9 protein-coding genes and 1 pseudogene are annotated in these 12758 nt (G+C 71.4%); 5 read left to right on the top strand and 5 right to left on the bottom strand.

All coding sequences use genetic code 11. The features are described from left to right. Window positions 1-281: 281 nt before the first annotated feature. Window positions 282-1388: pseudogene (locus HET64_RS28885) on the bottom strand (ABC transporter substrate-binding protein); the annotation flags it as partial. Between the two features lie 362 nt (window positions 1389-1750). Here HET64_RS28885 and aspT (HET64_RS28880) point away from each other — a divergent pair. Genes aspT (HET64_RS28880) through HET64_RS28870 form a run of 3 tightly spaced genes read left to right on the top strand, consistent with a single transcriptional unit; the run spans window position 1751 to window position 6808 of the window. Continuing rightward, window positions 1751-3427, top strand: a complete 1677-nt coding sequence (aspT, locus tag HET64_RS28880) for an aspartate-alanine antiporter (protein ID WP_215110095.1) — start codon at window positions 1751-1753, stop codon at window positions 3425-3427. 1 nt (window position 3428) lies between these two features. Beyond that, complete coding sequence (gene aspT, locus HET64_RS28875; RefSeq protein ID WP_215110094.1) at window positions 3429-5132, top strand: aspartate-alanine antiporter; 1704 nt, start codon at window positions 3429-3431, stop codon at window positions 5130-5132. A gap of 23 nt (window positions 5133-5155) precedes the next feature. Further along, window positions 5156-6808, top strand: coding sequence for a bifunctional aspartate transaminase/aspartate 4-decarboxylase (locus tag HET64_RS28870; RefSeq protein WP_215110093.1), 1653 nt, complete (start codon window positions 5156-5158; stop codon window positions 6806-6808). Between the two features lie 278 nt (window positions 6809-7086). Here the strand turns inward: HET64_RS28870 and HET64_RS28865 are convergent, their stop codons facing one another. Then, window positions 7087-8520: a HAMP domain-containing sensor histidine kinase gene (locus tag HET64_RS28865; protein ID WP_215110092.1), complete on the bottom strand. Its 1434-nt coding sequence runs from the start codon at window positions 8518-8520 to the stop codon at window positions 7087-7089. Further along, entirely contained in the window at window positions 8517-9281 is a 765-nt protein-coding gene (locus HET64_RS28860) for a response regulator transcription factor (RefSeq protein WP_215110091.1), read from the bottom strand. Before HET64_RS28860 ends, HET64_RS28865 begins: the two co-directional genes overlap by 4 nt. Before the next feature lie 132 nt (window positions 9282-9413). On the opposite strand from HET64_RS28860, the gene HET64_RS28855 reads away from it, so the two are divergent. After that, window positions 9414-9974: a hypothetical protein gene (locus HET64_RS28855; protein ID WP_215110090.1), complete on the top strand. Its 561-nt coding sequence runs from the start codon at window positions 9414-9416 to the stop codon at window positions 9972-9974. A 48-nt stretch (window positions 9975-10022) separates the two neighbouring features. Here the strand turns inward: HET64_RS28855 and HET64_RS28850 are convergent, their stop codons facing one another. Both HET64_RS28850 and HET64_RS28845 read right to left on the bottom strand, forming a co-directional pair. Then, the gene (locus HET64_RS28850) at window positions 10023-11006 is read right to left on the bottom strand and encodes a spermidine synthase (RefSeq protein WP_215110089.1); all 984 of its coding nucleotides are present in this window, start codon (window positions 11004-11006) and stop codon (window positions 10023-10025) included. A gap of 76 nt (window positions 11007-11082) precedes the next feature. Continuing rightward, a complete protein-coding gene (locus HET64_RS28845) occupies window positions 11083-11451 on the bottom strand; it encodes a hypothetical protein (RefSeq protein WP_215110097.1) in 369 nt (122 codons plus the stop codon). A 294-nt stretch (window positions 11452-11745) separates the two neighbouring features. Here HET64_RS28845 and HET64_RS28840 point away from each other — a divergent pair. Continuing rightward, window positions 11746-12758: tetratricopeptide repeat protein (locus HET64_RS28840; protein ID WP_215110088.1), on the top strand; the 1013-nt coding region annotated here is incomplete at its 3' end.

Here is a 12758-nt window from a genome sequence, read left to right as displayed (position 1 = left end):
GGCCATCGGCTGACCTGACACCTGACACCGGACCGGCTCGGGCCGGTCAGGTGTCAGGTGTCAGGTCAGCCGATGGCCTTGTCGATCGTCCGCACGGCCGCGTCCCAGGCGTCGTCGGGGCTGGTGCCGCGCTGCTCCATGTTGTTGATCTGGGTGGAGATGGAGTCCTTGATCACGCCGTCCTTCGGGCCGAGGACCGCCTCGGGGATGGACTTCGCGCCGTCGGCGTAGATCTGGCCGATGGGGGCGTTGTTGAAATACGGCAGGGTCGCGTTCTTCACGTCGGGCAGGTCGTAGGCGCCCTGGTTGGACGGGAAGACGCCGATCGCCTTGAAGACGGCGGCCTGCTGCTCGGGGGCGGTCAGCCACGCGACGAGCTTGGTGGCCTCGGCGACGTTCTTCCCGGACTTCGGGACGGCGAGGAAGGAGCCGCCCCAGTTGGCGGAGGTGTTGCCGGGGGCGCTGGTGATGTCCCACTTGCCCTTGTTGGCGTCACCGGCGTAGGTGGAGATCTGGCCGGCCATCCAGGCGGGACAGACGACGGTGGCGACGGTGCTCTTGCGCAGGGCCGCCTGCCACTGGTCCTCGAACTGGGCCAGGCCCTGCGTCAGCTTCTTGGACGCGGCCTGGGCGGCGAGCTTCCAGCCCTTCTCGACGCTGGCGCTCTTCTCGTAGATCGGTTTGCCGCTCGCGTCGTAGTACTGCTCGGGGCTGGAGCTGACCACGGCGTTGAACATGGCGCTCGCGGAGTCCATGAAGTACGTGCCCTCGGGGGCCTTCTTCTTGTACTGCTCACCCAGCGCGAGGAAGTCCTCCCAGCCGCCCTCGGTCAGCTTCGCGACCTCGGCGCGGTCGGTGGGCAGTCCGGCCTTCTCGAACAGCTCACGGTTGTAGCAGAGGGACATGGGGCCGATGTCGGTGCCCGCGCCGATGACCGCGCCGTTGGGGGCGGTGGCCTGCTTCGCCTTCCACGACACCCACTCGTCCACGCCGATCGTCTTGGAGAGGTCGGCGAAGGAGTCCGCCTTGGTGTCGACGATCTCCTTGATCCGGCCGACCTCGATGCCCTGGACGTCGGCGAGGCCGCTGCCGGAGTTCAGCTGCTGGAGGAGCTTGGGGTAGTAGTTCTTCTCCTCGGCGGTGGTGTCCTCCTTGACCGTGATCTTCGGGTTCAGCTCGTGGTACTTCTCGAAGAGCCCGGCCTCCTTGTACCCGAACTGCCCGAAGTCGGCGAGGGTCAGGGTGATGTTCCCGTCCGCGTCGGCTCCCTTGTCCGAGTCGGACGAGCCGCCGCATCCGGTGAGGAGGAGGGCGGTGACCGTGAGGCCCGTGGTGGCCACGAAGGCGGTTCTCCTGCGTCGACCGGCAACGCTGCGGGTGATGCGCATTCCACTGCTCCTTGTTCCGGGGTGGTACCGGCGCTGTTCCGCGAGGCAGGGCGGAGGGCGTCGGATCTGGTGCGGGAAGAGGAAGCGCGCGAGACCTTCCCCCAGAGTGGGAGCGCTCCCATGCGCCGTTGCCGGAAGGTTGCTGCCTGAAGGGGGTGGGTGTCAAGAGTTGAAGACGATTCCGTTGCCGAGGGATGTCCGGCGCGTCACCGAGGGGGCGTTGGGCCGCCCTCCCGTCGGAAGGTGAACGGGGGCGGGCCGGGCCGGGCGAGCTGCCGGGGGACCCCACCCCTGTTAATTTCTCCCTTATGTACCTTTTGATCATCCTGGTCGCCGACACCAGCCCCGGTGAGTGAGGCGGGATGGGCGTACTGCGCGACCATCCCGAACTGGCCCTCTTCTTCTGCCTCGCGGCCGGCTATCTCGTCGGCAAGCTCCGCGTCGGCCCGATCACGCTCGGCGGCATCTGCGGCACCCTGATCGTGTCGCTGCTGCTCGGCACCCGGCACATCAGCGTCGATGACGACGTCAAGACCGTCTTCTTCGCGCTGTTCATCTTCTCGCTCGGCTACATGGCCGGACCGCAGTTCTTCGCCAACCTCAACCGCAAGAGCCTGCGCTTCTTCGCGCTCTGTCTGATCGAGCTGGTCTGCGTCCTGGGCATCGCCTACGGGCTCGCCAAGGCCTTCGACCTGGACGTGGGCACGGCATCCGGAATCCTCGCCGGAGCGGCCACCGAGTCCGCCGTCGTGGGGACGGCGACCGAGGCCATCGGCAAGCTGGAGGACCTGACCTCCGAGCAGATCACCCAGTACCAGGGGCACGTCGCCACCGCGTACACGGTCTGCTACCTGTTCGGCCTGATCACCATCGTGCTCTACACCAGCCAGATCATGCCGATGCTGATGCGCATCAACCTGGCGGACGCCTCGCGCGAGCTGTGGGAGAAGATGCGCGGCGGCCAGGGCGGGCTGGAGTCCGACGAGCGCGAGGCGCTGCCCGGCATGGTCGGCCGCACCTACCTGGTGACGCGGGCGGACGGGCGGACCGTCGGCTCTCTGGAGAGCGCCCTGGGCGGCCGGATCACCGTCGAGGGCGTCAAGCGCGGCAGCAAGCTGCTGACGCCCTCGCACGGTCTGGAGCTGACGCTCAGCGACCTGATCCAGGTGGTCGGGGAGCGGGCGGCCATCATCGAGGCGGGCCGGGAGATCGGCCCGGAGACCCCGGCCGTGCCGGGGCTCGACGCCCCGCTGGCCACCAGTCAGGTCGCGGTCACCGAGAAGGAGACGATCGGCGCGACGATCGACCGGCTGGAGAAGCGCCATCCGGAGTTCCGCAAGGACGGCGTCTACGTCACCGACGTGCTGCGCAACGACCAGCACCTGCCCGCCAGCGGGGAGACGGTCCTCGCCCGGGGCGACGTGCTCACCCTGGTCGGTGCCCGGGGCGGGCTGAACCGGCTGGTCGCGAAGCTCGGCGCGGTGGTGAAGAACGACGCCACCGACTTCATCTACCTCGGCTTCGGCATCGTGGCGGGCTCCCTGCTCGGCCAGATCGTCGTGAAGCTCGGGGACATCCCGATGTCGCTCGGCACCGGCGGCGGCTGTCTGATCTCCGGCCTGGTCTTCGGCTGGTTCCGCTCCCGCAGCCAGACGTTCGGGGCGTTCCCGCCGCAGGCCGCGAGCACGCTCAAGGACATGGGCCTGGCCGTCTTCATCGCCTGTACGGGGCTGGCGGCGGGGCCCCAGGCCTGGCCGCTGCTGAAGGAGTACGGGGCGCTGCTGCCGTTCGCGGGCATCGCCATGGTGCTGGTCCCGGCGACGATCTCCCTGATCGTCGGGCGCAAGCTGCTGAAGATCGAGAAGCCGCTGCTGATCGGCGCGATCGCCGGACAGCAGTGCTCGACCCCGGCGATCACCTCCATCACCCAGGTGGCCCAGAGCTCCGTACCGCTTCTCGGCTACACGATCACGTACACGCTCTCCAACTTCCTGCTGCCGCTGACCGGGCCCATCCTCGTCGGCGTACTGGGGGCATGACGTGATCGACTTCCTGAACCGGAACGTCTTCCAGCCCCACCCCGAGCTGCTCGTCTTCCTCGTGGTCGCGTTCGGCTTCCTGCTCGGGAAGATCCGTTACCGGGCGATCGCGCTGGGCGCGGTGACGGGCTGTCTGGTCGCCGGACTGCTGCTCGGGGCCCAGTTCAAGGTCCAGATCGACGACACGGTGAAGAACCTGTTCTTCATCATGTTCCTGTTCGCCCTGGGCTACCGGGTCGGCCCGCAGTTCTTCCGGGGGCTGAAGAAGGACGGCCTGCCGCAGGTCGTCAACGCGGTGATCGTCTGTGTGACCGGGCTGCTGGTGTCGTGGCTCTTCGCGAACCTGCTCGGTTACGGTCCCGGGCTCGGCGCCGGCCTGATGAGCGGGGCGCTGACCCAGTCGGCCGCGATCGGTGTCGCCCAGGACGCGATCGGCACCCTGCCCGGCCTCTCCCCCGCCGAGGTGAAGACCCAGGAGAACCTGGTGGCCGTCGGGTACGCGGTGACGTATCCGCTCGGCACCATCCTGTGCGCGATGCTCCTGGCCAACGTGCTGCCGAGGCTCTACCGCCGTGACCTGGCGAAGGAGAGCGCGGAGCTGGCGGCGGAGCTGGACGCGCCGGACGAGAGCCCGGACGAGGGCGAGGGCTACTACGAGGTGGTGCTGCGCGCGTACAGCGTTCAGCGGCCCGATCTGGCGGGCCGCTCGGTGGCGGACTTCGAGGAGCAGCAGAAGGCACTGGGCCGCCGGGTCTACCTCACCGGGATCCGCCGCGACGGCACGGTCCTGGAGCACGACCAGTCCCGCGTCCTGCGCCTCGGCGACACCGTCGCGGTCAGCGCGATCCGGGGCGACCTGGTGGAGTTCGACGCGGTGACGCACATCGGGTCCGAGGCCGACGACGTGACGCTGCTGGGCTACCGCACCGAGACGCTGCACGTCGTCGTCTCGGAGAAGGCGCAGCTGGGCCGGACCGTGGAGGAGGTACGGCGGGAGCCGTTCATGGTCGGCGTGTACATCGACAAGCTGTACCGGGCGGGGGCGGTCTTCCCCTACCGGCTGTCCACGAAGCTGGAGCGCGGCGACACGCTCGTCCTCACCGGCCCGGAACGCCTGGTCGGCCCGGCGGGGAAGGCGCTGGGCAAGCCCGTCCCGACGAGCTTCGCGACGGACATGGTCTGGGTCGGCCTCGGCATCTTCCTCGGCGGCTGCATCGGCATCCCGGCGCTGACGGCCGGCGGGGTGCCGATCTCCCTGTCGACCTCGGGCGGCGGCCTGATCATGGGCCTCGTCTTCGGCTGGATCCGCGGCAAGTACCCGACGTACGGGAACGTGCCGCCCGGCGCGCAGTGGTTCATGGACACGCTCGGGCTCTGCCTGTTCGTGGCCGTCGTCGGTATCAACGCCGGGCCCGGTTTCACCAGCGGGCTGTCCTCGGCCGGCTGGGGGCTGCTGCTGCTGGGCGCGGTCGCCACCGTCGTACCGCTGCTCGTCGGGTTCCTGGTCGGGCACTACGTGCAGAAGATCCGCTTCCCGATCCTGATGGGCGTCCTGGCGGGCGGCCAGACCACCACGGCGGCGATCGGCGCCGTCAACGAGACCTCGAAGTCCCAGATCCCCACCCTCGGCTACACCATCCCGTACGCCGTCGGCAACGTCCTGCTGACGGTGTGGGGCGCCGTGATCGTCCTGCTCAACCACTGACCTGCTACGGAGTGGACACCACCATGCCCAAGACCAGCATCAGCCGTGAAGAGATCCGGTCGTTCGCCCAGCTCTCCCCGTTCGAGCTGAAGGACAAGTTCATCCAGATCGCGACGGCCGCGCAGAGCGATCAGCCGGGTCAGAAGGGGAAGTCGACCCGGACGATGCTGAACGCGGGCCGCGGGAACCCGAACTGGGTCGCCACGGGGCCCCGCGAGGCGTACCACGCGCTCGGCTACTTCGCGATCTCGGAGTCCCGGCGGGTGTGGACGGCCGACAACCTGGGCGGCATGCCGGAGGAGTCGGGGTGTGCGGAGCGCTTCGAGCACTTCGTCCGTACGCACCCGGAGCTGCCGGGCATCGAGCTGCTGAAGGCGAGCGTGGACCTGGCGGTGAAGCGGTTCGGCTTCGACCGGGACGCGTTCGTGCACGAGCTGGCGGACTCCTCGATCGGCGACAACTATCCCGTCCCGGACCGGATCCTGCACCACACCGAGCAGATCGTGCGCGGCTACATCGCGGACGAGATGTTCGACCACCGGCCGCCGGAGGGGCAGACGTTGAGCCTGTTCGCGACCGAGGGCGGCACGGCGGCGATGTGTTACGTCTTCGACTCGCTGATGAAGAACGGGATCCTGAAGAAGGGCGACCGGATCGCCCTGATGGTGCCGGTGTTCACCCCGTACCTGGAGATCCCGGAACTGGACACGTACGACTTCGACGTGGTGCGGGTGGAGGCGAGCCTGTTCACGGAGACCGGGGTGCGGCAGTGGCGCTACCCGGAGGAGGAGATCGCCAAGCTGGCGGACCCGTCGGTGAAGCTGGTCTGCTGTGTGAACCCGAGCAACCCGCCCTCCCTCGCGCTCTCCACCCGGGTCGCCGAACAGATCGTGTCCATCGTCGGGGAGCGGAACCCGAACCTGATCATCGTCACCGACGACGTGTACGGGACGTTCGTGGAGGGCTTCCGCTCGCTCGCGGCCGACCTGCCGCGCAACACGCTCCTCGTCTACTCCTACTCCAAGCACTACGGGGCGACCGGCTGGCGGCTCGGGGTGATCGCGCTGCACGACGACAACGTGATCGACGCGATGCTGAAGGAACAGGACCGGGAGCAGAAGGACCGGCTCGACAAGCGTTACGGAACGCTGTCGTTGGAGCCGGAGAAGATCCGGTTCATCGACCGGCTGGTGGCGGACTCCCGGCAGGTGGCGCTGAACCACACGGCGGGTCTGTCGCTGCCGCAGCAGATGATGATGGTGCTCTTCTCCCTCTTCGACATGCTGGACGAGGGCCAGGCCTACAAGCACCGGATCCGGGCGATCGTCCAGCAGCGGCTCGAACTCCTCCTGGAGGGCGTGCACATGAAGGTCTCGGAGGACCCGAAGCGGGCGGCGTACTACATCGAGCTGGACCTGCTGGCCGAGGCGGAGCGGGTGCACGGAAAGCCGTTCGCCGACTTCCTGGAGAAGAACTACGAGCCGGTCGACCCGCTGTTCCGGCTGGCCGAGCAGACATCGGTGGTGCTGCTCAACGGCGGCGGGTTCGACGGCCCGGAGTGGTCGGTGCGGGTGTCGCTGGCCAACCTCGACGATCTGGACTACCTGAAGATCGGCCACCATCTGCGGGCGATCTTCGACGCGTACGCCGAGGAGTGGCGGGCCCAGGCCGGGTGAGATGCGCGCCCCGGCCGGAGGTGGGGTGGGGTCCGGCCGGGACGCGCGGTGGGGGGCCAGGGTGCGGTTCGGGGCCCGAGGGGGGCGTTCGGGCTGCTGGGCTGCCGGTTTCCCCACCGCCACCGGGGCGACCGGTGGCGGTGGGGGCCGGCGTGGGGGTCTGTACCGCCGACGAGGAGGTACAACGAGCACGCTAGCGGCAACGGAATGGACAAAGAGCGCGTTACGGGCCGCAGTTGATGTTCTTAGGGCGGGCTTAAGGAACCCATCGGCGCGGGTTAATGCTGGGGCCCGGGGACGGTCGTGGTCCGGGGCTCCCTGCGCCGCTGCCAGCCGGTCCGGCGGCCGACCCGGCGGCCGTGTCCGCGCCGGCCGCGCTCGGGGCGGCTGCCGTACAGGCCGATCCAGATCCGGACCTCCGTGCCGCCGAGGACGGACCGGCCGATGCGCAGGTCGCCGCCGGTGGACTCGGCGACCCGGCGCACGATGTCGAGGCCGAGTCCGGTGGAGCCGACGGACCCGCTCGCGGCGTCGCGCCCGCTGGTGCCCCGGGCGAGGGCGGCCTCCGGGTCGGAGATCCCCGGGCCGGCGTCGGAGACGAGCACGATGACCGCGTCGCCGCTGTGGTGGACGTCGACGGAGAAGGCGGTGCCCTCGGGAGTGTGGCGGAAGACATTGCCGAGCAACGCGTCGAGGGCGGCCGCCAGTTCGGGGCGGGCCACCGGGATGCGCACCGTACGGTCGACTCCCGCGAGGCGCACCTCGCGGCCCTCGTCCTCCGCGAGCGCCGACCAGAAGCCCATGCGTTCACGGATCACCTCGGAGGCGTCGCAGCCCGCCCCCGTCTGCCCGTTCTGGGGCTGCGGGCGCTGCTCGCGGGCGGTGCGGATGATCGTGTCGACCTCGTGCTCCAACTGCTGGACCGCCGCCCGGGTCTGTTCGGCCGCCGGACCCTCGCCGAGGGACGCGGCGTTCAGCCGGAGCACGGTGAGCGGGGTGCGCAGCCGGTGCGAGAGGTCGGCGGCCAGCTCGCGCTCGTTGGCCAGGAGCTGGACGACCTGGTCGGCCATGGAGTTGAACGCGACGGCGGCGGAACGCAGTTCGGTGGGGCCTTCCTCGGGGACCCGGGTGCCGAGCCGCCCCTCCCCCAGGTCCTGGGCGGCGCCCGCGAGGCGCTGGGCGGGCTGCACCATCCGCACGCCGAGCCGGTCGGCGACCGCGACCGAGCCGACGATCAGCGCGACGCCTACGCCCGCCAGCGTCAGCCAGGCGGTGGCCACCCCGTGGGAGACCTCGCCCTCGGGGACGAACACCTCGACGACGGCGATGTCCCCGGTGCCCAGCGCGGTCGGCTGGAGGAGTGCGAAGCCGCCGGTGACCTCGGTGATGGAGGCGCGCCCGGCCTTGCGCACGGTCGCCACGTCCTTGGGGGTGGCGCGTCGGGTGCCGATGTCCAGGGGCCCTCCTTCGGCGGGGACATGGACGGCGAGGCGTCCCCGGTCGCCCGGTTCGGTGGACAGGACGGCCCGGGTCAGCTCCTCGCGGTCGGTGGTGATGGAGAGCGTCGGGGCGATCATCGCGGCCTGGCGTTCGGCGTCGGAGAACGCCCGGTCGCTGGCCAGCTCCCGGATGACGAGTCCGAGCGGCACGGCGAAGGCGATGACGACCATGGCGGTGACCGCCAGGCAGACCTTGACGAGGGCCCATCTCATGCGGGCGGCTCCGCGAGCGGCCTGTCGGCCGGAGCGCCGGCCGGGGCGTCGGCCGGGGCGTCGGCCGGGGCGTCGGCCGGCGGCTGGAGCTTCACACCGACGCCGCGCAGTGTGTGCAGATAGCGCGGCCGGGCGGCGGTCTCGCCGAGCTTGCGGCGCAGCCAGGACAGATGGACGTCGATGGTCTGGTCGTCGCCGTAGGACTGCTGCCAGACCTCGGCCAGCAGCTCCTTGCGGGCGACGACCACACCGGGCCGCCCGGCCAGGAAGGTGAGCAGGTCGAACTCGCGTCGGGTCAGGTCGAGTTCGGCCCCGTCCAGCTCGGCGCTGCGGCGCAGCGGGTCGATGGAGAGCCCGCCGACGCGGATGACCCGGGGCGGCGGCGCCTGACCGCCGGCGGCGCGCGAGCGGCGCAGCACGGCGGCCATCCGGGCGGAGAGGTGCTCGACGGAGAACGGCTTCGTCAGGTAGTCGTCGGCGCCGTCGTTGAGCAGCCGGACGATCTCGCTCTCGTCGTCCCGGGCGGTGGCGATGATCACGGGCACATCGGTGATGGACCGCAGCATCTTCAGCGCCTCGGCGCCGTCCAGGTCGGGCAGCCCGAGGTCGAGGATGACCACGTCGAAGCGGAAGTGCGCGACCTCGCGCAGCGCTTCGAGCGCGGTGCCCACGCTCCGAACCGTGTGGGAGGCCTCACTGAGGTGCCGGATGAGGGCGGAACGTACGAACTGGTCGTCCTCGACCACGAGCACACTTGCCATGGGCGGCACCGTACGCCATGCCGGCGGGCCCGGTCCCGGTCCCGTCGGAAACCTCCGTAAAGGCCGGAGAAGGGCGGTTGTTCACGACCTCCGGGGGCGAGCGGGGCGGGCCGGGTGGTGCAGGATGTGCCGATGCAACGAGGACTCGTACACGCGCTGGCGTGGACGCTCGCCACCGGCGCGGCGGTCACACTCTCGTGGTGGGGTGTGCACACGGTCATGACGGGGACGGCCTACGACCCGCCCCGGGCCGTGCCGGTCTCGGTGGGTTCGGGTCCTCCTCAGCGCATCGGGCAGAGCACCGGGGCGCCGCTCGTCTCCTCGACGCACCGGACCTCGCCGCCCCCGTCCGCCTCCGCCCCGTCGCGCACCGGCGGGACCAGCCCCTCACCGTCGGCCCCGCGCCCCTCCCGTAAGCCGTCGGCCACCCCGGCGAAGCCGCCCGCGCCGTCGAACTCGGGCGAGGTGAAGAGCTATCGCACCGACGGCGGCCGGGTGGTCTTCGAGCTCGGCACGCGCTCGGCGAAGCTCGTCTCGGCGACGCCGGAGCCGGGCTGGTCGATGCAGGTGTGGACGAACGACGCCTGGATCCGGGTGGACTTCAGCGACGGGGGCGGGAAGAACGGGACGACGTACTCGGTGTTCTGCACCTGGAACGGGACTCCGCCGACGGTGCAGGTCGTCGAGCCGTGATCAGGGGCGGAGACTGAGCAGGGGGCCCGGCAAGGTCTGGTCCGGGGGTCACGGGTTCTCGAAGACGGACGGCGGCGGTGTGGGCGACGGTCTGGCCGCCGCGTCGGTGACGACGGCCGCGCCGCCGGTGAAGTCGGTGAGCGCCCGGCCGTGTTCGACGCGGCCGGGGTGCGGGTCGCTCGCCACCCGCCGGGTGAACTCCGCGACCGGGAGCGCCACGGCCGAGGCGAGCAGGACCGCGTTGCCGAAGCGGCGGCCCCGCCACACCACCGGGTCGGCGGCCAGCGCCAGTTCGGGGAAGACGGCGGCGGCGGTGGCGACCTGGCCGCGCAGGTGGGCGAGTGGCGGGCCGTCGGCGAGGTTGGCGGCGTACCGCCCTTCGGGCTTCAGGACCCGGCGCACCTCCGCGAGGAAATCGGCGGAGGTCAGGTGGGCGGGGGTGCGGGCGCCGCTGAACACGTCCGCGATGATCAGGTCGGCCCAGCCCTCCGGGAATCTGCCGAGCCCCTCGCGGGCGTCGGCGGCCCGGACCCGGACCCGGGCCTGGGGGTCCAGCGGGAGGCGGTCGCGGACGAGCTGGACGAGGGGCGCGTCGATCTCGACGATCTGCTGGGTGGAGCGGGGGCGGGTCGCGGCGGTGTACCGGGCGAGGGTGAAGGCGCCGCCGCCCAGATGCAGGACGTGCAGCGGCTGGAGCGGGGGTGCGGCGAGGTCGATGACGTGGCCGAGGCGGCGCTGGTAGGCGAACGAGAGGTGCGTGGGGTCGTCGAGGTCCACGTGGGACTGCGGGGCGCCGTCGATCAGGAGCGTCCAGGCGCCCGGGCGTTCCCGGTCGGGTATGAGCTCGGCGAGTCCGCCGCCGACCTGCTGGGAGACCGGCTCCCGTTCGGTCCGGCCGGATCCCCGGCCGCCGCCCTGACGCCCCTTCGCCCCGTCGGCTCCGCCTCTGCCCGCGGCTTTGCTCCCGCCGGCTGCCTTCCCCTTGCCCGCGGCCTTGTCCTTGCCTCGGGCCGGCGCTCCTCGACGTGCCACGTTCGCTGGTCCTTGCTGGTGGGGGCCCGGGTCGCCGGTCGCGCGGAGGTGTTCCGCCCGTCCGGCCATTATGGGCTCAGCAGCAGTTGTCGGCCGCCTTGAGGAGCCGGGCGGCCTGGTCGAGGGCGGCGCGGAGCACGGCCGGATCGGTGACCGGGGCGTCCTCGGCGGGCGGGAGCAGCCAGCCCGAGCCGGAGCCGGGCGGCTCGGCGGGGATGCGCAGCCCGCGGCCGTCGGTCCGCGTACAGGCGCTGCCCGGTACGTCCCAGGCGTCGGCGGTGCCCGGCGGCACGAGGAATCCGAGGGTGTCGCAGGCGCCGTCGTGCAGGACCGGGCCGACGGGCTCCTGGTCCCGTCCGCGGCGGAGGATGTCGACGGCCTCCAGCCCCTGCCGGGCCGGGACCGTGACGAGGTCACAGGACTGGTCCCCCTGCGCCGGGGCCATCGGATTCGTCGCGGTCGTCCGTGAGCCGGTCTCCCTGCCGAGATGCAACAAGGGAACCCCTCCTCTCATCGCCGAACGGAGCCACGCTCCGTCTCCACATGGACCAACGCCCCTGGTGCGTCAAGGGCTACGGGCCCACACCGCCGCAAAGGGTGGCAGTTCATGGCAGATCGAGGGCGGTATACCCCTTTCGCAACGAAACGCTGTGTGTGTGCTCCGTCACAGCAGGTACGTTCTTGCTCCGCCGGGGCACGGGGATCCACGGGCCCCGGCCGCACCAGAGAGGGGCCGGCCATGGTGGCGACAGCGGCAGTTCCCAACCTCGCCTTCCGTCAGCTGCGCGGACAGCGTTCCGCCGGGGAGTTCGCGGCGGCCGTCCGCAGGGCGGCGCGGGAGATCGGGGAGCAGGTCGCGTGCGACGCCCGCTACATCGGGCGCGTGGAGTCCGGGGAGATCCGCTGCCCCAACTACGCCTACGAACGCGTGTTCCTGCACATGTTCCCCGGGACGTCCCTGGCCGACCTGGGGTTCTCGGCCCGCGAGAGCGTACGGGGGCGGGGCGCCCGGGTCGTGTCCGAACCGCCGCCCGCGACGGGGGCGGCGGCTTCGGCCCCGGCCGCCACCCCCCGCGCTCCCGGTCTCCCCCACGAGTCCGGTCTCCCCCGCCCTCACCACGACACCCGTCCCGGCCGGGGCCCCCTTCTCCACCGCGACACCGAAACCGACGACATCCCCGAGGAGAGCGACGTGCTGCGTCGCGTGTTCATGACGAGCGGCACCACCACGGTGGCGGCCGCTTCCCTGGGTCTCGGCGGGGCGCCCGCCTCCGCCGCCCGGGTCTCTCTGCCCGCACAGCGCCGGGTCGGCGAGGCGGAGGTGAACGCCGTCGAGAAGGCCGTACGGCAGATCCGGCTGCTGGACGACCGGCACGGCGCGGACGGGCTCTACCGGCGGGCCGCGCAGCCGCTGCGCGCGGCGTACGAGTTGCTGGACGCCGGGACCACCGCACGGCGCGCCACCTCGGACCGGCTGCACGCGGGCGCGGGCGAGCTGGCCATCTCGGTGGGCTGGCTGGCCCACGACTCGGGCCGCTTCGACGACGCCCGCTCGCACTACGCGGAGGCGCTGGCCACGGCGCGGCTGGCCGGGGACGCGGGTCTTGAGGCGCACGCGTTCTGCAACACGTCGTTCCTGGCCCGGGACGCGGGGCGGCCCAGGGAGGCGGTACGGGCGGCGGAGGCCGGGCAGCGGGCCGCCCGCACCCTGGGGTCGCCCCGGCTGCTGGCGCTGCTCGCGCTGCGGGAGGC

Origin of the sequence: Streptomyces sp. McG3, assembly GCF_018619185.1 — a bacterium.
In the GTDB taxonomy this organism is placed as follows: domain Bacteria; phylum Actinomycetota; class Actinomycetes; order Streptomycetales; family Streptomycetaceae; genus Streptomyces.
Note: the sequence above shows the minus strand (reverse complement) of the source record. Positions and strands in the feature narration are given on the sequence as shown.

Coding starts and splice junctions, on each gene's coding strand:
- aspT (WP_215110095.1), top strand. CDS start 1,751: ATGGGCGTACTGCGCGACCATCCCGAACTGGCCCTCTTCTTCTGCCTC.
- HET64_RS28870 (WP_215110093.1), top strand. CDS start 5,156: ATGCCCAAGACCAGCATCAGCCGTGAAGAGATCCGGTCGTTCGCCCAG.
- HET64_RS28865 (WP_215110092.1), bottom strand. CDS start 8,520: ATGAGATGGGCCCTCGTCAAGGTCTGCCTGGCGGTCACCGCCATGGTC.
- HET64_RS28860 (WP_215110091.1), bottom strand. CDS start 9,281: ATGGCAAGTGTGCTCGTGGTCGAGGACGACCAGTTCGTACGTTCCGCC.
- HET64_RS28855 (WP_215110090.1), top strand. CDS start 9,414: ATGCAACGAGGACTCGTACACGCGCTGGCGTGGACGCTCGCCACCGGC.
- HET64_RS28845 (WP_215110097.1), bottom strand. CDS start 11,451: ATGGCCCCGGCGCAGGGGGACCAGTCCTGTGACCTCGTCACGGTCCCG.